We start from the raw sequence: 20,101 nt of genomic DNA on the forward strand, positions 1-20,101 counted from the left end.
GCCTGATGTGGCAAGTACCTGGCTGCATCAAATGGGACTCGTGTTCGCGTAACCGAGTTCCGGATCCTATGCTCTGAACTCTTGTTCCCGCATTCTCGCGGGGGGCGTCGGCGAACGAAAGGAATCGTAGCCATGAATACCCCAGCAATTCGCGCTCGCGACGTCGAGGCGTTCGATCGTTATGAGTCCCTGGCCCGGCAGATGGCTCTGGAGCGGGCCTACGGCATGGTCGAGTTCGATCTCGATGCGCGCATCGTGTCGGTCAATCCCCTGTTCTGCGACATGCTCGGGTACGAGGCCGAGGCGTTGATCGGTCAATCCCACCTGATGTTGCTGCCGGCGGATCTGCACGTCGGGCACGCGTTCTTCTGGCAGAGGGTGCTGAACGGCGAAATCCACTCGGGGGAATTTCGCCGGATCACGCGAGACGGCAGCACCCTCTGGATCCATGCCACCTACATGCCCATCACCGACGAGGAGGGGTCCCTGCTCGGGGTGATCAAGCTGGCTCACGACATCACTTCCGGGGTACTGGCCAAGCAGCGGGTCGAGCTGCAGAGCCGGCTGTTCGACATCGTCGTGGCCGCCCACCAGAGCTTTCTGCTCGATCGCAATCTCGGCTCCGCCTGCGACACTGTCTTCGAGCGGCTGCTGAGTGTCAGCCAGAGCTCCTATGGCTTCATCGGCATCCTCCAGTACGAGGAGGGGAGCCCCAGCCTCTATGTCCCCTCCATCTCCAACGTCTCCTGGGACGAGCAGACCCATGCCTGGTACGAGCAGCAGCGCCAGAATCGGGGAGGGCTCACCTTCAGCAAGCTCGACAACCTGTTCGGCCACGTGGTTACCCACAACGTCCTGGTGTGCTGCAACGATCTGCCGAGCCACCCGGCGAGCCGCGGTGTCTCCCCTCGTGGGCATCCGCATCTGGACAGCTTCCTCGGCATCCCCATCCGCCACAAGGGGGAGGCCATCGGCATGATAGCCCTGGCCAACCGCCCAGGTGGCTTCGATGAGGCGTTGGTGACCCTGCTCGAGCCGCTGACCACGGCACTGGGCACCCTGATCCATGCCCGCAACCTGGAGGATGAGCGCAGCCGCATGGAGCGGGTGCTGCGTTTCAATGCCGAGCACGACTTTCTCACCAAGCTGCCGAACCGCAGCAGCTTCTTCAGCCAGGCCAACGTGGTGCTGGAGCACATCCAGCGCCATCCGGCCGGGGGAGAGGCCTGCTGCCTGGCGCTGATAGACATCGACTTCTTCAAGCAGATCAACGACGAGCATGGCCACCTCGCCGGGGATGCGGTGCTGGAGGCGCTGGCCAGCCTGCTGATGCAGGCGGTGCGCAGCAAGGATCTGGTGGCACGCTTTGGCGGGGAGGAGTTCATCATGCTGCTACGGGGGGTGGCCCTGGAGGAGGCCCACGTCATCATGGAGCGCACCCGCCAGCTGGTGGAGGGCCACCATTTCGTCTACCAGCAGCAGGCGATCACCGTCACCATCAGCGTGGGGCTCACCGCCTATCAGATGGGCTATCGCCGCATGGACGACTGGCTGCAGTGTGTGGATCAGCGCCTCTACGAGGCCAAGCGCCGGGGGCGCAACCGGGTTGCCTAGGATGCAGGAACAGGAAACAGAAGGGCGCCATCAAGGCGCCCTTGGTTTGAGGACGGCTAGCGCGATGACCTCGAGCGAAGATCCATTGAAGCCCCTTAGTGAGCGCTACTCGATGCGGCGGTAAGGGGGGGCCGGTGAGGAGAGCGCCCTTTTCTCTGCGATGATGTGGGTCAGCCTCGCGGCCGGCAGGGCCTTGTAGAACAGCCAGCCCTGGATGAAGGCGTGCTTGTCGAACGACTCGATCAATCTCAGTTCGTGCGGGCTCTCCACCCCCTCGAAGACGAGCTGCTTGTTCAGCTTGGCAATGCCGTTGAGCATGGAGATGAAGAGATCCCTCTTCAGCTCTTCATGCAGGCCATGAATAAATATCTTGTCCAATTTTATTTCGTCGAAATCGATGGATGTCAGCCAGACAATATTGGATGCCCCGGTACCAAAGTCGTCCAATGACACCTTGAACCCTTTTTTGCGGGCGGCAACGGCGAACTCCGATATTTTCTGGTGGTACTCGTTGATCCTCTCCGTTATTTCAAGCTTGATCTGATGAGGCTTTATATCGTGCAGGATGACTTGTTTATGCAGGTAGTCGAGATATTCCGGTTTGTTGATTTCATAGTTGCTGATATTCAATGACACCATCAGGTTACTGTCTTGCTTGAGCAGGTGCTGCAAATCATGCAGGGCGCGATGAGCAATAAAGAAGGAGATATTCTGATACAGCGCGAGCTTGGTGGCGATGGGAATGAACAGCTCGGGGGAGACCTGGCCATAGAGCTCATCCTTCCAGCGCAGCAGCGCCTCCACACCGACGATGTGATGCTGTACGGCATGCACCACGGGCTGATATTCGAGGTAGAGCTCCTCCCTTTTTATCGCGCGTATCAGACGAAACTCGAGGGAGCGCTTCTCTTCTTGATAGCTCGTGACCGAGAAGGCGATGAGGCCGCCGAAACACAATGCGATGACGCAATACAGCGCGATCAGCAGCGGGTGATAGGCGAGGATGCCTGCGTTGTCATTGTAGGTCACGATGCAGTAATCGAAGGCGTCGCTGCACAGCCGGGTCGACAGGGTCGAAAAGTGGTTGCTCGCGGCGGGGGAGCCCGCCAATGAGATGAACTTGTGTTCCCCATTCTTGGTGACGAGCTCATACGAGAAATCCGCGGTGTCCTTGTATATCTGCTCCGCTCTCAGCCGAGAAGAAAACGCCACGACGTTGCCGAGGCGGGTCATATTTCGGATGAGCTGGGAGGGGAAGAGATCGCGCGGCTTGAGATAGACCTCGAATCCGGAGGCCGTGATGAAGTCATGGCGGGGAAGCTGCGATTGTTTCTCCAGGATCCCCCAGTTGGCGGTACAGAGCAGCTTGTCACCCTCGGCGATGCCTATGTCATCGACATAAGGGTAATAGGAGGCGATGATCCTGATTTTATCTATGGTGGGTTTGTTGCATTCGATGAGGGCGGCCTGGTTGACTGCACGTAATGAGGTCGCAAGCTGTAAGGTGACCTCATCCGATTTTATTAACAGGTTTTTTGAGAAAGCCAGCTGCTTGTTTTTCTGAAGTGCCAGGGTGGAAAAATGGCCGACAAGCAAAAATAAGAGCAATGAGATGAAACAGCCTAAATAAATGCGTTGATTGCCAGCAACAGACTTTAACATGCAAAGCTCTCATTATTGACACTGTCAGGCAACGAGAGTATCCCAGCCCGAACAAGGCTGACAAGGCTTAATACGAGGCTAAATATCCCTGTGACGAGGCGATATTATTTTGGTTGTCAATTGAGTGCTATTTCAGCCTTGGCGGTCACAACCTCGGGGGGAGGGTGGGGCGGTATTGCACCCTGGTCTCTCTCCTGACGGGAAAGGGCACACCACGACAGACATAAAAAGGGCGCCTTGTGGGCGCCCTTTGGCTGGAAGGAGGCTGGATAGCCCGCCTGTCAACCCGTGTTGCGCATGCCTGCCGCGATGCCGGCGATGGTGACCATCAGCGCCTGATCCAGCTCGGGATGCAGGGTCTCAGGATGGTTGCGGGAGCGGTTGAGCAGCTCGGCCTGCAGCACGTTCAGCGGATCCGTGTAGGGGTTGCGCAGCTTGATGGACTCCTTGATCCAGGGCTGATCGTCCAGCAGGTCGCCCTGCGGGCGCAGTTTCAGCACCACTTCGATGGAGTCGGAAAGCTCCTGACGCAGTTGCTTGCCCAGGCCCCACAGCTCTTCCGGTACCAGACGGGTGTCGTAGTACTCGGCGAGCCAGAGGTCGGCCTTGAGGAACACCATCTCCAGCATCTCCAGACGGGTGCGGAAGAAGGGCCACTGGCGGCTCATCTCGTCCAGCACGGCCTTCTGGCCGTCATCGATGGCCTGCTGCAGGCCCTTGTGGGCGCCGAGCCAGGCCGGCAGCATCAGCCGGTTCTGGGTCCAGGCGAAGATCCACGGGATGGCGCGCAGGCTCTCGACGCCGCCGTTGGGCTTGCGCTTGGCGGGGCGGGAGCCCAGCGGCAGCTTGCCCAGTTCCATCTCCGGGGTGGCGGCGCGGAAGTAGGGCACGAAGTCCGGGTGACCGCGCACTATGCCGCGGTAGTGTTCGCAGGAGACGGTGGCCAGCTGCTCCATCACGGCGCGCCAGCTCTCCTTCGGCTTGGGCGGCGGCAGCAGGTTCCCCTCCAGCACGGCGCTGGTGTAGAGGTTGAGGCTCTGGAAGGCCACCTTGGGCAGGCCGAACTTGAAGCGGATCATCTCCCCTTGCTCGGTGACGCGCAGGCCGCCGCGCAGGGATCCCGGCGGCTGGGAGAGGATCGCCTGGTGGGCGGGGGCGCCGCCACGGCCGACGGTACCGCCACGGCCATGGAACAGGGTGAGGCGGATGTTGTTGGCCTCGGCCAGCGCCACCAGGGATTCCATGGCGGCATACTGGGCCCAGCCCGCGGCCATCATGCCCGCGTCCTTGGCGGAGTCGGAGTAGCCGATCATCACGTACTGGCGACCCTGGATGTAGCCGCGATACCAGTCCACCGACAGCAGGCGCTCCATCACGGCGGTGCCCGCCATCAGGTCTTCCTGGGTTTCGAACAGCGGCGCCACCGGCATGCGGAACTTGCAACCGGCTTCTTTGAGCAGCAGTTGCACCGCCAGCACGTCGGACGGCGCACCGGCCATGGAGATGATGTAGATGCCGAACGCATCGGGGTCGTGCTGGGCGATGACCTTGCAGGTGTCGATGGTCTCGCGGGTCTCGGCACTCGGCTCCCAGTCATTGGGGATCAGCGGGCGGCGGGAGTTGAGTTCGTTGAGCAGGAAGGCCTGTTTGTCGTCCTCGCTCCACTCGGCGTAGTCACCCAGCCCCAGATAACGGGTCAGCTCGGAGAAGACCTGGCCGTGACGCTCGCCATCCTGACGGATGTCCAGCTTGACCAGGTGGATGCCGAAGCAGGCCAGCTTGCGCAGCACGTCCAGCAGCATGCCGTCGGCGATGTTGCCCATGCCGCAGGCGTGCAGGGAGTGGTAGCAGAGCTCCAGGGGCTCGCGCAGCTGGGCGGTGCTCTTGACCAGATCCCGGCTCTCGCTCGCCTGGCCCTGTACCTTGGCGGTCAGGTACTCCTGGGTCTCGCGCAGTTGCTCGCGCAGCTCGCGTACCAGGGCGCGATAGGGCTCGGGATTGTCGCCGACCCGGGCACGCACGGCGTCGGTGCAATCGGCCATGGAGAGCTCGGAGGTGAGCTCCTTGATGTCCTTGTAGAACAGGCTCACCGCCATCCAGCGGCCCAGCTCCAGCACTTCGGCGGTCACCTTGGCGGTGACGAAGGGGTTGCCGTCGCGGTCACCGCCCATCCAGGAGGTGAACTTGACCGGCGCGGCGTCCAGCGGCAGCCGCACACCCAGATGGTGTTGCAGGCGCTCGTCCAGATTGCGCATGAATTCGGGGATGGCCGGCCACAGGCTGTTTTCCACCACGGCGAAGCCCCACTTGGCTTCGTCCACCGGGGTCGGGCGCTGTTCGCGGATCTCGTTGGTGTGCCAGGCCTGGTTGACCAGTTGCTCGATGCGACTCTGGATCTTGTCCCGCTCGCGGGGCAGCAGATCGGAGAGTTCCAGCGCCTCGAGGCAGTCGTTGAGCTGCACGTGCTTGTGGATCAGGGTACGACGGGTCACCTCGGTGGGGTGAGCGGTCAGCACCAGATCGATGTCCAGCTCGCGCACGGCCTGGATGATGGCCTCCTGGGACAGGTTGGAGGCTTTCAGCTTGTCGAACATCTGCTCCAGCGGGTCCGGGGTGCAGACCTGCTCTTCGCAGCGACGGGAGATGGTGTGGAACTGCTCCGCCACGTTCGCCAGGTTGAGGAACTGGCTGAAGGCACGGGCCACGGGCAGCAGTTCGTCATCGGAGAGGGTACGCAGGGTGTCGAGCAGGCGCTCTCTGTCTGCCTCGTTCCCCTTGCGGGAAGACTTGGCAAGTTGGCGAATGGTCTCAATCTTGTCGAGGAAGGCCTGCCCCTGATGATCCTTGATGGATTTACCTAGCAGTTGGCCCAACATGCCTACGTTGGCCCGTAGTGCGGCGTACTTTTCGTTCATTCCACATCCTTATTTTGTTGGTGCCTCCTGACCTTCCAGGCGGGAGGCGACCTCACTTATTGTTGTGCGATTACAACATATGCTCCGTCATCTTAGGGGGACAATCTACCCAGATTGTCTGCGCAAGGTCAAATAACAAGCCGATTCAGAACATGTATTTCCCTCACCTGTCCCAAGGCGCCTGTCATGTAACTTACTTACATCCCTATTTGGCTAGACGCAGAAGCGCCGGATCAGGTGCTGCAGCACCGCCGTGGTCGGTTTGACGAACGACAGATCCAGGTATTCATCGGGCTGGTGGGCCTGGGTGATATGGCCTGGGCCCATCACTATGGTCTCGCAACCCAGTTGCTGGATAAAGGGGGCTTCGGTGCAATAGTTCACGGACTCGGCGGCCCGGCCGCTCGCCTTTTCCGCCTCCCGCACCAGCTCGGAGTCATCCTGGCAGGCATAGGCCGGAATGGGTTCGTGCAGGTGCTGCAGGTGCAGGCAGCCCGGCTGGTGGATCTCGATGGGGGAAAGCGCCTCTTTCAGCATGCCCATCAGCTCGTCGGGACCCACCTGCGGGGTGGGACGCATGTCGATGTGCAGCTCGCAGCAGCCGCAGATGCGGTTCGGGCTGTCGCCCCCCTGGATGTAGCCGAGGTTCAGGGTGGGCTGGGGCACGGCGAAGCGGTGATCCGCGTACTTTTCCTTCAGATCCTGCTGGAGCCTGAGCACCTGACCCATGGCCTTGTGCATGATCTCCATGGCATTGACGCCGTTGGCGGGATCCGAACTGTGGCCGCTTCGGCCTGTGATGCGAATGGCTTCCGACATGTGGCCCTTGTGGGCCACCACGGGCACCAGCCCGGTGGGTTCGCCGATCACCGCGTAATCGGGTTTGAGTTCGGCTGCGGCGGCGATGGCGCGGGCCCCGGCCATGGTGGTCTCTTCATCGGCGGTGGCCAGGATGCGCAGCGGCTTGCTCAGGGTCTTGAGGTCGACTTCCTTGAGCGCTTCCACGATAAAGGCGAAGAAGCCCTTCATGTCGATGGTGCCGAGCCCGTACAGGCGGTTGCCCTCTTCGGTCACCTTGAAGGGGTCTTTGGTCCAGGCTCCTTCATCGAAGGGAACCGTATCCGTGTGGCCCGCCAGCAGCAGCCCCCCTTCTCCCTGACCATAGGTCGCCACCAGGTTGAACTTGCCCGGCAGATCCGGCAGGGCCGTCACCTCGCACTGGAATCCAAGCTGGCCGAACCAGTCGGCCAGCAGCCGGATCACCGCCTCGTTGCTCTGATCCCAGCGAGTATCCGTGCTGCTGATAGAGGGAATTGCAATAATATTCTTATAAAGTGAAAAAAAATCCAGTTTGGCCATCAGCTCCTCCTTGCGTCCCCGGAGTGTTTCTGTTAGAAAATACAAATGCAAAGTGAGTGCATGAATATTCTTTTCGAGTGCTCATCGACAAGGCCTCTAGTTGTAAGGGAAAGTTAATGTTCTGTCACCTGATCTGTAACCGACGACGCATATCCGCCTGAATTGCCCCTCCGCACTTGTTGCATCAAAGGGGCGATAGCCGACCCCTTGCACCGCAGCACCATGCTGTGAATTTCGAACCCAGACTTGGAATACTCAAACATGCTTAAGACCGTTATCGTCGGTGCCAGTGGCTACGCGGGGGCCGAACTGGCCGCTCTGGTCCAGAACCATCCACAACTCGAGCTGTTCGGCCTCTATGTTTCCGCCGGCAGCCAGGACGCCCACAAGCGCTTCTCTTCCCTGCATCCCCAGTGGGTGGGCAAGCTGGATCAGCCGCTGCTGCCCCTGGACGAAGACGGCATGACCCGGATCCTGACCCAGGCCGATCTGGTGGTGCTGGCCACTGCTCACGAGGTGAGTGCAGAACTCGCGCCCAAGTTCCTGGCCAAGGGGTTGCCGGTGTTCGATCTCTCCGGTGCCTTCCGGGTCAACGATCAGCAGTTCTACTCCTCCTTCTACGGCTTCACCCACGAGAATGAGCAGTGGCTGGAGCAGGCCGCCTACGGTCTGGCCGAGTGGAATGCCGATGCCGTCAAGGCCGCCCAGCTGATTGCCGTGCCGGGATGCTACCCGACCGCCTCCCTGTGCGCCCTCAAGCCGCTGCAACAGGCCGGGCTGATTGCCCAGGGGTGGCAGCCCATCATCAATGCGGTTTCCGGCGTCTCCGGGGCCGGTCGCAAGGCCGCCATCAACACCAGTTTCTGCGAAGTGAGCCTCAATCCCTACGGCACCTTCAATCACAGGCACCAGCCGGAGATCAGCCACCACCTCGGCAAGGAGGTGCTGTTCCAGCCCCACCTCGGCAACTATGTGCGGGGCATCCTGGCCACCATCTATGTGCAACTGGCGGAAGGGGTGACGCCGACCCAGGTGGATCAGGCCTACCTCAAGGCCTACGAAGGCAAGCCGCTGGTACGCCTCACCGGCCAGATGCCCTCCATCCGCGGCGTGGCGAGCACGCCCTACTGCGACATCGCCTGGCAGCAGCAGGGCAACATGCTGGTGGTGGTTTCTGCCATCGACAACCTGCTCAAGGGGGCCGCCTCGCAAGCCATGCAGTGCATAAATATCAAGTTTGGTTTTGAACCGGCCACCGGCCTGATTTAACGCTTTAAGAAAGGATCGAGAAGATGGACAAGCAGACGCTGGTAATCAAGTTGGGTGGTGCCCTGATCGAGAACGACGAGGCCCTGACCGCCCTGTTCGCCACCCTGAAGACCTTCCTGGATGATCAGCACCGTCCTCTGGTGCTGGTGCACGGTGGTGGCTGCCTGGTGGACGACCTGCTCAAGGGGCTGGGCATGACCTCCACCAAGAAGAACGGCCTGCGGGTGACTCCGTTCGAGCAGATCCCCGTGATTGCCGGTGCCCTGGCCGGGACCGCCAACAAGATGATGATGGCCAAGGCCATCTCCACCGGCATTCCTGCTGTGGGTCTGTGCCTCGCCGACGGCGGTCTGTGCCAGGTGACCCAGCTCGATCCGGATCTCGGTGCGGTCGGTGACTGCAAACCGGGCAACCCGGCGCTGGTGGCCGGCATCCTGGGGCAGGGCTTCCTGCCGGTGGTGAGCTCCATCGGCATCACCGCCGACGGACAGATGATGAACGTCAATGCGGATCAGGCGGCCACCGCCATCGCCGAAGCGCTGGGCGCCGATCTGGTAATGCTGTCGGATGTGAGCGGCATTCTGGATGGCAAGGGCAAGCTGGTGCCGCAACTGGACAAGCAGAGCGCGCTGGACCTGATGGAGAAGGGCGTTATCACGGACGGCATGGCCGTCAAGGTGAAAGCCGCCCTGCACGCCGCAGAGACCCTGGGCAAGCCGGTCTGTGTCGCCAGCTGGCGCTACCCGGATCAGCTGCTCAAGCTGCTGGCTGGCGGCGCTGTTGGCACCCAGGTCACCCTCTGATCTCCACCGGGAAAGGACAATCCGATGCAACATCTTCTGAAAGACAGTGATTTAAGCAAGGCCCAGATCGAGGCGCTGCTGGCGCTTGGCAAGGCGGTCAAGGCCGATCCGAAGAAATACAGCCAGGCCCTGGCGGGCAAGAGCGTGGTCACCCTGTTCGAGAAGCCCTCCCTGCGCACCCGGGTCACCTTCGACATCGGCATCGCCAAACTGGGTGGTCACAGCGTCTATCTGGATCAGCAGAACGGGGCGCTCGGCAAGCGGGAGTCGGTGAAGGATTTCGCCAGCAACCTGTCCCGCTGGTGTGACGCCATCGTCGCCCGGGTGTTCGATCACCAGACTCTGGTCGAGCTGGCCGAGTTCGGCTCGGTGCCTGTGGTCAACAGCCTGTGCAACCTCTACCACCCCTGCCAGGGGCTGGCGGATTTCATGACCATCAGCGAGCACTACAGCGACCTGTCCAAGGTGAAGCTGGCCTATCTCGGCGATGGCAACAACGTGAGCCACTCCCTGCTGCTGCTGGGGGCGACCCTCGGTACCGATGTGACCCTGGTCTGCCCGAAAGGCCATGGCCCGGATACCCAGATCTTCCTGCAAGCCCAGGCGCTGGCAGCTCAATCTGGCGCGACCATACATATCAGCGATGATGTCGCGGATATCGAAGGCTTTGACGTGGTTTATACCGATACCTGGGTTTCCATGGGTGACAACACACCAATGGAGCAGGTAAAAGATATCTTCATGCCTTATCAGATCAACCAGGCCCTGCTCGATCGGACCGGCATCCAGCACGTGCTGCACTGCCAGCCGGCCCACCGGGAGCTGGAGATCACCTCGGAGGTCATGGACGGCCCAGCCTCCCTCATCATGGATGAGGCAGAAAACCGGATGCATATCCAGAACGCCGTGCTGCTGACCCTGTTCGGACAGGGCCAGAAGTAATCCGGCAACCGACCCGGAATCACCCCTTTTTATCGAATCATCACGGAGAGAAGTAAATGAGCGGAATCAACAAGATCGTACTGGCTTACTCGGGCGGACTGGATACCTCGGCCATCATTCCCTGGCTGAAGGAGCACTATGACGCTGAAATCATCGCCTTCGTCGCCGACGTGGGCCAGGAGCGTGACGATCTGGAAGGGATCGAGCAGAAGGCCATCGCCTCCGGCGCGGTCAAGTGCATCGTCAAGGATCTGCGGGAAGAGTTCGTCAAAGAGTATGTCTACCCGACCCTGAAGACCGGCGCCGTCTATGAAGGCACCTACCTGCTGGGTACCTCCATGGCCCGTCCGGTGATCGCCAAGGCGATGGTCGAGGCTGCCCTGGCGGAAGGGGCTGATGCCATCTCCCACGGTTGCACCGGCAAGGGCAACGACCAGGTGCGGTTCGAAGGGGCGGTGGCTGCTCTGGCGCCCCAGCTGAAAGTGATCGCCCCCTGGCGGTTGTGGGACATGCGTTCCCGGGAAGATCTGCTGGCCTATCTGGAAGCCCGCAACATCCCCTGCAAGGCGACCCTGAAGAAGATCTATAGCCGTGACGCCAACGCCTGGCACATCTCCACCGAGGGTGGCGAGCTGGAGAGCACCTGGAACGAGCCGTCCGAAGCCGTCTGGCAGTGGACCGTCTCTGCAGAGGATGCCCCGAACGAGCCGGAATACGTCAAGCTGACCGTGGCCAAGGGCGAAGTGGTCGCCGTTGACGACCAGCCGCTCAGCCCGCACCAGATCCTGACCACTCTGAACGAGCGTGCCGGCAAGCACGGTGTGGGCCGGATCGACATCACCGAGAACCGGATGGTGGGCATGAAGTCCCGTGGCTGCTACGAGACCCCGGGTGGTACCGTGATGGTTGCCGCACTGCGCGCCGTGGAAGAGCTGGTACTGGACAGACCGACCCGCGCCTGGCGGGAAAAGCTGGGTGCCGAGTTCTCCCACCTGGTGTATGACGGTCGCTGGTTCACCCCGCTGTGCAAGGCCATTGTCGCCTCCGCCAACGCCATCGCCGAGGAGCTCGACGGTGAAGTGGTGCTGAAGATGTACAAGGGTCAGGTCACCGCGGTGCAGAAGAAGTCGCCGAACAGCCTCTACTCCGAAGACTTCGCCACCTTCGGTGCCGACGAAGTGTACGACCAGAGCCATGCCGAAGGCTTCATCCGTCTCTACACCCTGGCGAGCCGGATCCGCGCCATGAAGGAGCAGCATCAAGCCATCGGTGGCGACCATACCCACGGCTAAGCAAGCGCTATCACCCGTTGATACGAGGGGGCATGGCCCCCTCTTTTACAGGCAGAGAGGCCCTTTGCCATCCTCATCGGGTGTGACGAGAGCGGCTGCGCCCTGGCCGCTTCTGTGAGATAACAGGCTCGCAGAAAAACAGGGCAAGATTTCAAGTTCGACGGCGCAAGGCGCCGCCGACAACGCATTCAAGGAGAGCAGTATGGCACTTTGGGGTGGACGCTTCAGTCAGGGAGCCGATAGCCGGTTCAAGCAGTTCAACGATTCGCTGCGGTTCGACTACCGTCTGGCGGAGCAGGATATTCAAGGCTCCATGGCCTGGGCCAAAGCGCTGGTCAAGGTGGGGGTGTTGACCGAGGGTGAGCAGGCTCAGTTGCAGCAGGCGATGGAGGTACTGCTCGCCTCCGTGCAGCAGGATCCCCAGCAGATCCTGAACTCGGACGCCGAAGACATCCACTCCTGGGTCGAGAGCCAGCTCATCGACGCCGTCGGCGCCCTTGGCAAGAAGCTGCACACCGGTCGCTCGCGCAACGATCAGGTCGCCACTGACCTCAAACTCTGGTGCAAGGCACAGGGCGAGCTGCTGCTCGGCTCCATCACCGCCCTGCAACAGGGGCTGGTGGCCTCCGCCCGTGCCAACCAGGCCGCGGTACTGCCGGGTTACACCCACCTGCAGCGTGCCCAGCCGGTCACTTACGCCCACTGGGCCCTGGCCTATGTGGAGATGCTGGAGCGGGACCATTCCCGTCTGCAGGATGCCCTCAAGCGCCTCGACACCAGCCCCCTCGGCTGCGGTGCCCTGGCAGGCACCGCCTATGCCATCGACCGCGAAGCCTTGGCGCTCGACATGGGCTTTAGCGGTGCCACCCGCAACAGCCTGGATTCGGTCTCCGATCGGGATCACGTGGTGGAGCTAATGCATGTCGCGTCGCTGTCCATGACCCACCTGTCGCGCTTTGCCGAAGATCTCATCTTCTACAACACCGGCGAGGCGGGCTTTGTAGAGCTGTCTGACGCCGTCACCTCCGGCTCGTCCCTGATGCCCCAAAAGAAGAACCCGGACGCGCTGGAGCTCATTCGTGGCAAGACCGGCCGGGTGGTCGGCGCCCAGATGGGTATGTTGATGAGCCTCAAGGCGTTGCCGCTGGCCTATAACAAGGACATGCAGGAAGACAAGGAAGGATTGTTCGACGCCCTCGACACCTGGCACGACTGCCTCGATATGGCGGCGCTGGTGCTGATCGATCTGAAGGTCAATGGCGAGCGGACCAAGGCGGCGGCCCAGGGCGGCTATGCCAACGCCACCGAGCTGGCGGACTATCTGGTGGCCAAGGGCATCCCGTTCCGCGAGGCTCACCATATCGTCGGCGAGACCGTGGTCTATGCGATCCAGGTGAAAAAGCCCCTGGAAGAGCTCTCCCTCCCCGAATTCCAGCGCTTCAGCCCCGTGGTGGGGGAGGATGTCTACCGGAACCTGGAGCTGGAAGCGACCCTGGCCAAGCGGGTTGCCAAGGGAGGCGTCGCTCGCGAGCAGATAGAGGCAGCCCTCACCGCCGCCGAGGCCTGGCTGGCCAAACGGGCGGGTTAAGCCAAGCGGCTCGCCATGGGAACAAGAAGGCAGAACGGCAACCCCAGGGTTGCCGTTTTTTTATGGGTACGCCTCGGCGCCGTGGGGCGCGTTGACCAGGCGCTGTTCAGCCCCTGTGTCCGGCGCTGGCCTGATGCACGGCGTCCGTGAGCAGTCGTTGCAACTGGCTCCTGGCCTCGTCGGTTTCATGGCTGGCAGTGAGCAGCACCACCCCCAGGGTGCCCGGTGAGGGCAGCACGCCGCCGAGGGGGGCGAGACTGGCCGGCATGCCGATGGGGGAACGCACCGTGATCCCGAGCCCGGCCTGCACTGCGGCCCAGATCCCGCCCAGGCTCTGGCTGGTGAAGGCGATCCGCCAGGGGATCCCGGCATCGTCGAGGGCGCGGATGGCCCGCGCCCGCATCAGGCAGGGGGCATCGAAGAGCACCAGGGGCAGGGGCTCCCCGCGCGCGAGCAAAGGGGCGAGGTCCCACTCGGGGTGGGCAATCCAGGCCAGTTGCACCACCTCGATGAGGGGAAGATCCTCCCGCTCTCCCTGTGGCTGCCAGGCGAGAGCCATGTCGAGGGTGCCCTCCCTGATCCCCTGCACCAGAGCCCCGTTGCGATCGATGCGGGTTGTCATGTGCAGGGCCGGGTGCTGGCTACAGAGGGGCCCCAGCACGGCGGGGAGCAAAGATTCGCCGAAGTCCTCCTGCACCCCGAGCCGGATCTCCCCTTGCAGCAGTTCCCCTTTGAGGGCGAGTACGGCTTCGTCATTGAGCGCTAGCAGCCGCCTGGCGTAGCCCAGCAGGCGCTCACCGCTGGCCGTCGGCACCAGGTGACGTCCCTGCTTCATGACCAGATCGGTGCCGCACTGCTGTTCGAGTTTTTTCAACTGGGCGCTGACCGCCGAGGTGGAGCGGTACAGCCGCTGAGCCGCTAGCGCAAAGCTGCCGCACTCCAGCCCCAGCACATAGCTGCGCAGGGCATCGAGATCCAGGCTGGGGGGAAGGGGTGACATAACTATCCTTATAATCGGGATGATTGGTCTTGAATATTTCGATTTTTTAAATTGTAGCAGTGAGGGAGAGTGGCTTCATCTACCAAGGAGATTGCCATGACACCTGATGTTCCCGATCGCGCCGCCCTGGCGCAGCTTGCCCCCCGACTCGCCCGACTGGCGGAAGAGACGCTGTTTGGCGATATCTGGCAACGCCCCACCCTCTCGGCACGCGAGCGCAGCCTGATCACCCTGGCCATCCTGGCGTCACTGGGCCGGGTGCAACAACTACCCTGGCATATTGCATTCGCCCGGCAAAACGGCCTGTCCCGGGATGAGCTGGAAGAGCTGTTCACCCATCTTGCCTTCTACGCCGGTTTGCCCGCCGCAGTGACAGCCGTGGGTTATCTGCCCCCCCGCGAGGAGGTGACCCCATGCCGCTGACCCGCATCACCCTGTGCGAGGGGATGAGCGACGCACACCTGCAGCAACTCAGCGCCCTCTACCACCAGACCCTGGTGGAGGTGTTCGAGGTGCCGCTGGAGGATAAATTCCAGATCCTCGAGATCTTGCCTGCCAGTGCGCTCATCTATGACCCCCACTACCAGACCGGCCGCCGGGACCAGGGTTTCATCCTCTTCCAGATCCTGGCGGGCAAGGTGCGCAGCACCGCGACCAGGGAGCGGCTGTATGCACGTCTCGCCGAGCGCCTTGAGGCCGAGCTTGGGATCCACCCCGACAACCTCATGGTGGTGATCCAGCAGACCGATGCCGCGGCGTGGAGTTTCGGCCAGGGCCGGATGTTCAGACAGGAGGTGGCCTCATGATCGCCATGCACTACCGATTCACCCTGCCCGCAGACTACGACATGGCGCTGATCGAGCAGCGGATCGCCAGCAATGGCGCCAGACTGGACGGCTTTCCCGGTCTGTTGTTCAAGGCCTATCTCTACAGCCGTCAGGACGATGGGGCCCTGCCGGGGCAGGAGAACCGCTATGCCCCCTTCTATGTGTGGCACAGCGCCGAGGCGATGCACCGATTCCTGGCAAGCGAGGGATTCGCGGCGCTCACCCGGCATTTCGGCTGGCCCCGCATCGAGACCTGGCATCTGCTGCGGGCGCCGGATCCGGCCTCCCTCGACGGGGCTTGCATGGCCAGGCTGCGGCGCACCAAGGTCGCTTCCCACGACCAGCTGGCCGACCTGCACGGCGAGGCCATGGTGAGCGGCTGGGATCTCACCCGATGGGAATGGCTGGAGGCGGATTTTCTCCCGTCCCCCTCATCGCCCTTGCCTGCCGGGGGCGAGATCTACCGTATCGGCTATTTGGCGAAGGGGGTCGGGGTGTAAAGCGGAATTATCTTTGTCATTGATGTTTTTTTTTCATTCATTTGGGCTGTGAAAGTGATATTCGCATCGTGAACATAGGGTGTTATATCGCGCTTGTGGATGATGATGTGGCATTGCGGCCACCTGCAGCAATGAACTGGCTCAGTGGGACACATTCAGGGTGACGGCCCGCGCCGGGCAGGGCATGATCCCGCTGCAATGCGTATGGACGCGTCAACCGGATCAAGGAGTTCCCATGTACCTGCCACCCCATTTCGCCGTTACCGACCCCGAGGCGCTGCACCAGCTGATGCAGGCGCACCCCCTGGGGGCCCTGATCACCTGTGGTGAAGGGGGGCTGGATGCCAACCACCTGCCGTTCGAGTTCGATGGGGAGCAGGGGGCCCACGGTGTGCTGCGGGCCCATGTGGCCCGCAACAACCCGCTTTGGCAGGAGGTGAAAGAGGGCGACGAGGTGCTGGTGATCTTCCGCGCCGCCGAGGGTTATATCTCTCCCAGCTGGTATCCGGGCAAGCAGGTGCATCACCAGCAGGTGCCCACCTGGAACTATGCCGTGGTGCACGCCCATGGCCGTATCCGGGTGAGGGACGATGCCCGCTTCGTGCGTCGCCTGCTCGCGACCCTGACCCGTACCCACGAGGCGGGAGAGTCCATTCCCTGGAAGATGGCGGATGCACCGAGAGACTATCTCGAGACCATGGTGCAGGCCGTGGTGGGCATAGAGATCGAGATTGAGCGGCTGGTCGGCAAGTTCAAGCTGGGTCAGAACAAAGAGGCGGCGGATCGCCTGGGAGCGGCCAATGCCCTGCAGGAGCGCGGGCAGAGCACGCTGGCAGAGGCGATGCTGAGTCCACCTTCCTCACTACCCTAGCGTGGCATCATGGGATCCGGCCCGACAAAAACGGCAACCTCTAGGTTGCCGTTTTTCATGGTTCCACTCCCGTTCACGCGCTGGCATTGAGCAGTTTGCCGACACCTTCCCCCTTGCCATTGGGCAGGGTTTGCTTGAAGGCGTAGAGCAGCTGATCGAGGTTGAGGTCGCTGTTGCCAAGGGAGCCTTTGAGGGTGTCGAGCTCGCTCTGCAGCGCGTCGAGGCGGGTGCTCTGGGTGCCGTCTGCCAACTGGATGCGGGCGGCATCGATGGCCTGGGGCAGCGACTGGCCCGAGGATTCCTGGCCCAGGGTCTGCATCAGCGCCCCCATGAAGTGGTTGATGGCAGGGCGGTTCTGCTCGCTGTCAGCCTCCTGGATGCCAAGGCGCTGGAACAGGCTCTGCACCGTGGGGGCAAGGTGCTCTTCCTGCACGGCAGGCTCGGTCTGGGCGGGCGGCGTGCCGTCGCCCAGCAGCTTGCTGCCGAGCTTGATGGCAAGGGAGGCGAGGGGAAGCAGGGTGCCGATGGCGATCATGATGTCACTCTCCGTACGACTGATGTCATGACGGAGCAGGGAACGGGCCAGCTTGGCGATCATTCAGCCGAAAAATGGCAGGGGATTGATCCTGCTGTGAATTTCGTTTTTGCCAGGCAGAGGGCGAGCGGGTGCGAACGGGGGCGGCGGCAAACCCTTGCAGCCCGGGGGCTGGTTGGTTTGCCACCCGGCTTGCCGGATCAGAGATCCTTGAACGGGCGGCGCTTCTCCTCCTCGATGACGATGGCCTCCAGATTGGCGATGCGCTCCTGCAACTCCTTGATGATCATGTCCTGCTTGCCGAGACGGTCGGTAATGCGGGCATCCCCCATCTGGTAGCGGGCGCGCTTGGTGAGATAGCTGAACGACACGCTGATAAAGACGATCAGAACGATACCTGTCCACATGGTCATGAATGACTCCTTTCAAGATTTGAACGAGAGGATCTGTCTCCCGCGCTGTCGTTGTCTCATACCCGACCTTGGGCGGCAATGCCCGCTTGGTTGTTCAGAGCGGCCAGAGCGGCCAGCCGAGCCAGATCCCGAGCAGCAGCAACTGCCCCCAGACGATGGCCCAGAACCGCAGGCGGTAGCTCCCTTTCTGGGTCTTGTGGCGCAGCCACTGGCGGGCGACCAGGGCGCCGGGCCAGCCGCCGCACAGCTCAAGCAGGTGCAGGCGGGCCTCGGGCACGCGCCAGCCGCCACGAATGGCCTGGCGCTTGTCCCAGGCGTAGGCAGCCAGGGTCAGCAGGCTCATCAGCAGGATCAGGGCCAGCGGCCACCAGTTGGCGTCCCGCGCGCCGAGCCAGCCTGCCCAACCCAAAGGCAGCAGGGCAAGGGCCATCATGACAGGCACGCCGGATCCCGGGTCTCGCCCGGGTGTAGCGTGCGGATCACCCGGGCCGGATTGCCCACCGCCAGGGAGTCCGCCGGGATGTCCCGGGTCACCACGGCGCCAGCCCCTATGATGGAGCGGGGCCCTATGGTGACGCCTGGGCAGATGATGGCCCCGCCGCCAATCCAGCAGTCATCGCCGATCCGCACCGGCTTGTTGTAGGCGGTCCAGTTGCGTCGCTCCAGATAGTCCATGGTGTGGGTGGCGGTGTAGATCTGCACGTTGGGGGCCAGCAGCACATGGTTGCCGATATGCACCTCGCCTACGTCGAGTATGGTGACGTTGAAGTTGAAGAAGGTCTTCTCGCCGATGTGGATGTTGCGGCCGAATTCGCAGGTGAAGGGGGTACTGATCCAGCAGGAGTCGGGACAGTGGGCGAAGAGGTCGCGGCAGATCTGCTGGCGCAGGACGTGATCCCCCGCCGGTGAGGCGTTGAGTCGGCTCAGCAGCGTCTGGCCGCGAATGCGGTCGTTCGCTATCTCCTCGCTCTGGCTGTCCAGGGCGCCCCCCGCCAGTACCTTGTCCCAGTCGCTTGCCATGGTCATCTCCTCCTGCTGCAAGAGGGGGCAGTATACGCGACAAGGGGAAAGGGTGTCAGAGTGAGTGCCGGGCCCGTCAGGTGATCCCCGTCATCCTGTCATCCTGTCATCACGTCATCACGTCATCAGGACAAGGGGCAGGATGAGCAGGATGGAGACGAGGTAGGGGAGCAAGACCCGCCGCCCCAGGCTGCGTCCGCCAATCACCAGTGCCAGCACCCCTTTCACCAGGGAGTTGACCAGCCCGGCGAGCAGTATGCCCCTGGCCGCCACCTCCAGGGCCAGCTCCTTCTGGGCGAGCTGGGAGAGGGAGAGGGTGATGGCGTCCACGTCCGTGATGCCGGAGACCAGCGACAGCAGATAGACCCCGGAGTTGCCCACCTTGCTTTGCAGCAGGGTGGCCATGAAGCCGATGAGGGCGAGCAGCAGGCCGAACTTGATGGCGGTGGCGAGATCCAGCGGGTTGCGGGTTTCGGGCTGTACCGGGCCGTCCGGCATCTCTTCCCGCTGGCGCCAGAACCAGAAGGCAAAGCCGTAGACGATGGCTGCCAGCAGCAGCAGGGGGGCGGCCAGACGCAGCGCCAGCTCTCCGTGGATGATCAGCACCAGTGTCAGCAGCCTGAGCCACATGGTGGCCCCCGCCAGCAGGATGCCGGTGGCCAGCAGCCGCTCCAGCCCTCCCTGCTCCTTGTTGAGGCGGGCAAATTGCAGGGTGAGGGCGGTGGAGGAGGCGAGCCCCGCCAGCATGCTGGTGAGCACCAGTCCGGAGCGGGTGCCGAGCAGGCGCACCGCAAAGTGACCACAGAACGAGATGCCGGCAATCACCACCACCATGAGCCAGATCTTGAAGGGATTGAAGGCATTGAGGGGACCCATCTCGGCATCGGGGAGCACAGGCAGCAGCACCAGGGAGATGAGCAGAAAGCGCAGGGTGGCGTGAAATTCCAGTTCGCTCAAGAACAGCATCCCCTGCTGGATCTTGCCCTTGAGCCCCATCAGGAGGGCCGCCAGCACGGCGCAGGCCACCGCCTCGCTCGGGCTCTGCAGCACCGACATCAGCCCCAGCAGGTAGGTGAGCACCATGGCCACCGAGCTGGTGAGGCCGAACTCCCCCTGCCAGCGCTGGGCCAGCCAGACCGAGAGGCCGCACCCCGTCACCACGGTCAGCAGACCGAGCAGAGCCAGCCAGGGCCCCAGGGTGGGCAGCAGCAGGGCGCAGACCCCGCCGAGCAGACCGATGAGGCCATAGGTGCGCATCCCGGCGATGCGCTGGTTGTCTCCGAGCTGGCGCACCTGCCAGCCCCGCTCCAGCCCGATGATGAGCCCGATGGCCAGGGACACCAGGGCGCCGTAGACGGGCTCGGCCTCTATCCACATGGGTTTCTCCTCCCGCTGCCGTTTCAGTGAGGATGGCACAGGGCATCCCGGGGCAGGGGGAGCTGGCCCACAGAGCGGGTGTCCCGCCTGCCGGGGCCTTGCAAACAAAAAAAA

The 20,101-nt window shown here is 62.5% G+C and carries 19 protein-coding genes; 10 read left to right on the plus strand and 9 right to left on the minus strand.

Annotation, left to right across the window (positions count from 1 at the left end; genetic code table 11):
• Nucleotides 1-132 precede the first annotated feature (132 nt).
• The gene (locus J9893_RS15540; protein WP_210599764.1) at nucleotides 133-1,614 is read left to right on the plus strand and encodes a sensor domain-containing diguanylate cyclase; all 1,482 of its coding nucleotides are present in this window, start codon (nucleotides 133-135) and stop codon (nucleotides 1,612-1,614) included.
• Nucleotides 1,615-1,719: 105 nt separating this feature from the next.
• Here the strand turns inward: J9893_RS15540 and J9893_RS15545 are convergent, their stop codons facing one another.
• From J9893_RS15545 to argE, 3 genes are all read right to left on the minus strand, one after another.
• Nucleotides 1,720-3,276: an EAL domain-containing protein gene (locus J9893_RS15545; protein ID WP_210599763.1), complete on the minus strand. Its 1,557-nt coding sequence runs from the start codon at nucleotides 3,274-3,276 to the stop codon at nucleotides 1,720-1,722.
• A gap of 281 nt (nucleotides 3,277-3,557) precedes the next feature.
• Nucleotides 3,558-6,191 (minus strand): phosphoenolpyruvate carboxylase, encoded by a 2,634-nt coding sequence (ppc, locus tag J9893_RS15550; RefSeq protein ID WP_210538595.1) that lies wholly within the window; start codon nucleotides 6,189-6,191, stop codon nucleotides 3,558-3,560.
• Between the two features lie 213 nt (nucleotides 6,192-6,404).
• Nucleotides 6,405-7,550, minus strand: a complete 1,146-nt coding sequence (gene argE / locus J9893_RS15555) for an acetylornithine deacetylase (protein WP_039040568.1) — start codon at nucleotides 7,548-7,550, stop codon at nucleotides 6,405-6,407.
• A 261-nt stretch (nucleotides 7,551-7,811) separates the two neighbouring features.
• Between argE and argC the strand changes: the two genes are divergently transcribed.
• The 5 genes from argC (at nucleotide 7,812) to argH (ending at nucleotide 13,444) form a co-directional block, all read left to right on the plus strand.
• Entirely contained in the window at nucleotides 7,812-8,819 is a 1,008-nt protein-coding gene (gene argC / locus J9893_RS15560; RefSeq protein ID WP_010675690.1) for an N-acetyl-gamma-glutamyl-phosphate reductase, read from the plus strand.
• A 23-nt stretch (nucleotides 8,820-8,842) separates the two neighbouring features.
• The gene (gene argB / locus J9893_RS15565) at nucleotides 8,843-9,622 is read left to right on the plus strand and encodes an acetylglutamate kinase (protein ID WP_010675689.1); all 780 of its coding nucleotides are present in this window, start codon (nucleotides 8,843-8,845) and stop codon (nucleotides 9,620-9,622) included.
• Nucleotides 9,623-9,646: 24 nt separating this feature from the next.
• Nucleotides 9,647-10,564, plus strand: coding sequence for an ornithine carbamoyltransferase (locus J9893_RS15570; protein ID WP_010675688.1), 918 nt, complete (start codon nucleotides 9,647-9,649; stop codon nucleotides 10,562-10,564).
• 56 nt (nucleotides 10,565-10,620) lie between these two features.
• Nucleotides 10,621-11,856 (plus strand): argininosuccinate synthase, encoded by a 1,236-nt coding sequence (locus J9893_RS15575; RefSeq protein ID WP_010675687.1) that lies wholly within the window; start codon nucleotides 10,621-10,623, stop codon nucleotides 11,854-11,856.
• 202 nt (nucleotides 11,857-12,058) lie between these two features.
• On the plus strand, nucleotides 12,059-13,444 hold the full coding sequence (gene argH, locus J9893_RS15580) for an argininosuccinate lyase (protein ID WP_210599762.1): 1,386 nt from the start codon (nucleotides 12,059-12,061) through the stop codon (nucleotides 13,442-13,444).
• Nucleotides 13,445-13,550: 106 nt separating this feature from the next.
• Here argH and J9893_RS15585 read toward each other — a convergent pair whose 3' ends face one another.
• Nucleotides 13,551-14,444 carry a LysR substrate-binding domain-containing protein gene (locus J9893_RS15585; protein WP_210599761.1) on the minus strand — a complete coding sequence of 298 codons (894 nt, stop codon included), beginning with the start codon at nucleotides 14,442-14,444 and terminating at the stop codon, nucleotides 13,551-13,553.
• Between the two features lie 96 nt (nucleotides 14,445-14,540).
• On the opposite strand from J9893_RS15585, the gene J9893_RS15590 reads away from it, so the two are divergent.
• From J9893_RS15590 to J9893_RS15605, 4 genes are all read left to right on the plus strand, one after another.
• Entirely contained in the window at nucleotides 14,541-14,867 is a 327-nt protein-coding gene (locus J9893_RS15590; protein WP_045522042.1) for a carboxymuconolactone decarboxylase family protein, read from the plus strand.
• Nucleotides 14,858-15,250 (plus strand): tautomerase family protein, encoded by a 393-nt coding sequence (locus J9893_RS15595; RefSeq protein WP_210599760.1) that lies wholly within the window; start codon nucleotides 14,858-14,860, stop codon nucleotides 15,248-15,250. The genes J9893_RS15590 and J9893_RS15595 overlap by 10 nt, the downstream gene beginning before the upstream one ends.
• Nucleotides 15,247-15,771 (plus strand): DUF4865 family protein, encoded by a 525-nt coding sequence (locus J9893_RS15600; protein ID WP_210599759.1) that lies wholly within the window; start codon nucleotides 15,247-15,249, stop codon nucleotides 15,769-15,771. The genes J9893_RS15595 and J9893_RS15600 overlap by 4 nt, the downstream gene beginning before the upstream one ends.
• Nucleotides 15,772-16,006: 235 nt before the next feature.
• Nucleotides 16,007-16,642 (plus strand): FMN-binding negative transcriptional regulator, encoded by a 636-nt coding sequence (locus J9893_RS15605; protein ID WP_210599758.1) that lies wholly within the window; start codon nucleotides 16,007-16,009, stop codon nucleotides 16,640-16,642.
• A gap of 73 nt (nucleotides 16,643-16,715) precedes the next feature.
• Here the strand turns inward: J9893_RS15605 and J9893_RS15610 are convergent, their stop codons facing one another.
• The 5 genes from J9893_RS15610 to J9893_RS15630 form a co-directional block, all read right to left on the minus strand.
• Nucleotides 16,716-17,177 (minus strand): hypothetical protein, encoded by a 462-nt coding sequence (locus tag J9893_RS15610; RefSeq protein WP_045522239.1) that lies wholly within the window; start codon nucleotides 17,175-17,177, stop codon nucleotides 16,716-16,718.
• Nucleotides 17,178-17,377: 200 nt separating this feature from the next.
• Nucleotides 17,378-17,590, minus strand: a complete 213-nt coding sequence (locus J9893_RS15615) for a hypothetical protein (protein ID WP_043154852.1) — start codon at nucleotides 17,588-17,590, stop codon at nucleotides 17,378-17,380.
• A gap of 94 nt (nucleotides 17,591-17,684) precedes the next feature.
• The gene (locus J9893_RS15620; protein WP_041211693.1) at nucleotides 17,685-18,023 is read right to left on the minus strand and encodes a DUF1294 domain-containing protein; all 339 of its coding nucleotides are present in this window, start codon (nucleotides 18,021-18,023) and stop codon (nucleotides 17,685-17,687) included.
• Nucleotides 18,020-18,610, minus strand: coding sequence for a sugar O-acetyltransferase (locus J9893_RS15625; RefSeq protein WP_143237075.1), 591 nt, complete (start codon nucleotides 18,608-18,610; stop codon nucleotides 18,020-18,022). The genes J9893_RS15620 and J9893_RS15625 overlap by 4 nt, the downstream gene beginning before the upstream one ends.
• Nucleotides 18,611-18,727: 117 nt before the next feature.
• A complete protein-coding gene (locus J9893_RS15630) occupies nucleotides 18,728-19,987 on the minus strand; it encodes an MgtC/SapB family protein (RefSeq protein ID WP_143237076.1) in 1,260 nt (419 codons plus the stop codon).
• Between the last annotated feature and the right edge of the window lie 114 nt (nucleotides 19,988-20,101).

This window comes from Aeromonas sp. MaB10011B (assembly GCF_017939325.1).
Lineage (GTDB): Bacteria > Pseudomonadota > Gammaproteobacteria > Enterobacterales > Aeromonadaceae > Aeromonas > Aeromonas caviae.

Coding starts and splice junctions, on each gene's coding strand:
- J9893_RS15585 (WP_210599761.1), bottom strand. CDS start 14,444: ATGTCACCCCTTCCCCCCAGCCTGGATCTCGATGCCCTGCGCAGCTAT.
- J9893_RS15595 (WP_210599760.1), top strand. CDS start 14,858: ATGCCGCTGACCCGCATCACCCTGTGCGAGGGGATGAGCGACGCACAC.
- argH (WP_210599762.1), top strand. CDS start 12,059: ATGGCACTTTGGGGTGGACGCTTCAGTCAGGGAGCCGATAGCCGGTTC.
- J9893_RS15600 (WP_210599759.1), top strand. CDS start 15,247: ATGATCGCCATGCACTACCGATTCACCCTGCCCGCAGACTACGACATG.
- argE (WP_039040568.1), bottom strand. CDS start 7,550: ATGGCCAAACTGGATTTTTTTTCACTTTATAAGAATATTATTGCAATT.
- argB (WP_010675689.1), top strand. CDS start 8,843: ATGGACAAGCAGACGCTGGTAATCAAGTTGGGTGGTGCCCTGATCGAG.
- argC (WP_010675690.1), top strand. CDS start 7,812: ATGCTTAAGACCGTTATCGTCGGTGCCAGTGGCTACGCGGGGGCCGAA.
- ppc (WP_210538595.1), bottom strand. CDS start 6,191: ATGAACGAAAAGTACGCCGCACTACGGGCCAACGTAGGCATGTTGGGC.
- J9893_RS15540 (WP_210599764.1), top strand. CDS start 133: ATGAATACCCCAGCAATTCGCGCTCGCGACGTCGAGGCGTTCGATCGT.
- J9893_RS15575 (WP_010675687.1), top strand. CDS start 10,621: ATGAGCGGAATCAACAAGATCGTACTGGCTTACTCGGGCGGACTGGAT.
- J9893_RS15570 (WP_010675688.1), top strand. CDS start 9,647: ATGCAACATCTTCTGAAAGACAGTGATTTAAGCAAGGCCCAGATCGAG.
- J9893_RS15620 (WP_041211693.1), bottom strand. CDS start 18,023: ATGATGGCCCTTGCCCTGCTGCCTTTGGGTTGGGCAGGCTGGCTCGGC.
- J9893_RS15630 (WP_143237076.1), bottom strand. CDS start 19,987: ATGTGGATAGAGGCCGAGCCCGTCTACGGCGCCCTGGTGTCCCTGGCC.
- J9893_RS15605 (WP_210599758.1), top strand. CDS start 16,007: ATGTACCTGCCACCCCATTTCGCCGTTACCGACCCCGAGGCGCTGCAC.
- J9893_RS15615 (WP_043154852.1), bottom strand. CDS start 17,590: ATGACCATGTGGACAGGTATCGTTCTGATCGTCTTTATCAGCGTGTCG.
- J9893_RS15625 (WP_143237075.1), bottom strand. CDS start 18,610: ATGGCAAGCGACTGGGACAAGGTACTGGCGGGGGGCGCCCTGGACAGC.
- J9893_RS15590 (WP_045522042.1), top strand. CDS start 14,541: ATGACACCTGATGTTCCCGATCGCGCCGCCCTGGCGCAGCTTGCCCCC.
- J9893_RS15545 (WP_210599763.1), bottom strand. CDS start 3,276: ATGTTAAAGTCTGTTGCTGGCAATCAACGCATTTATTTAGGCTGTTTC.
- J9893_RS15610 (WP_045522239.1), bottom strand. CDS start 17,177: ATGATCGCCATCGGCACCCTGCTTCCCCTCGCCTCCCTTGCCATCAAG.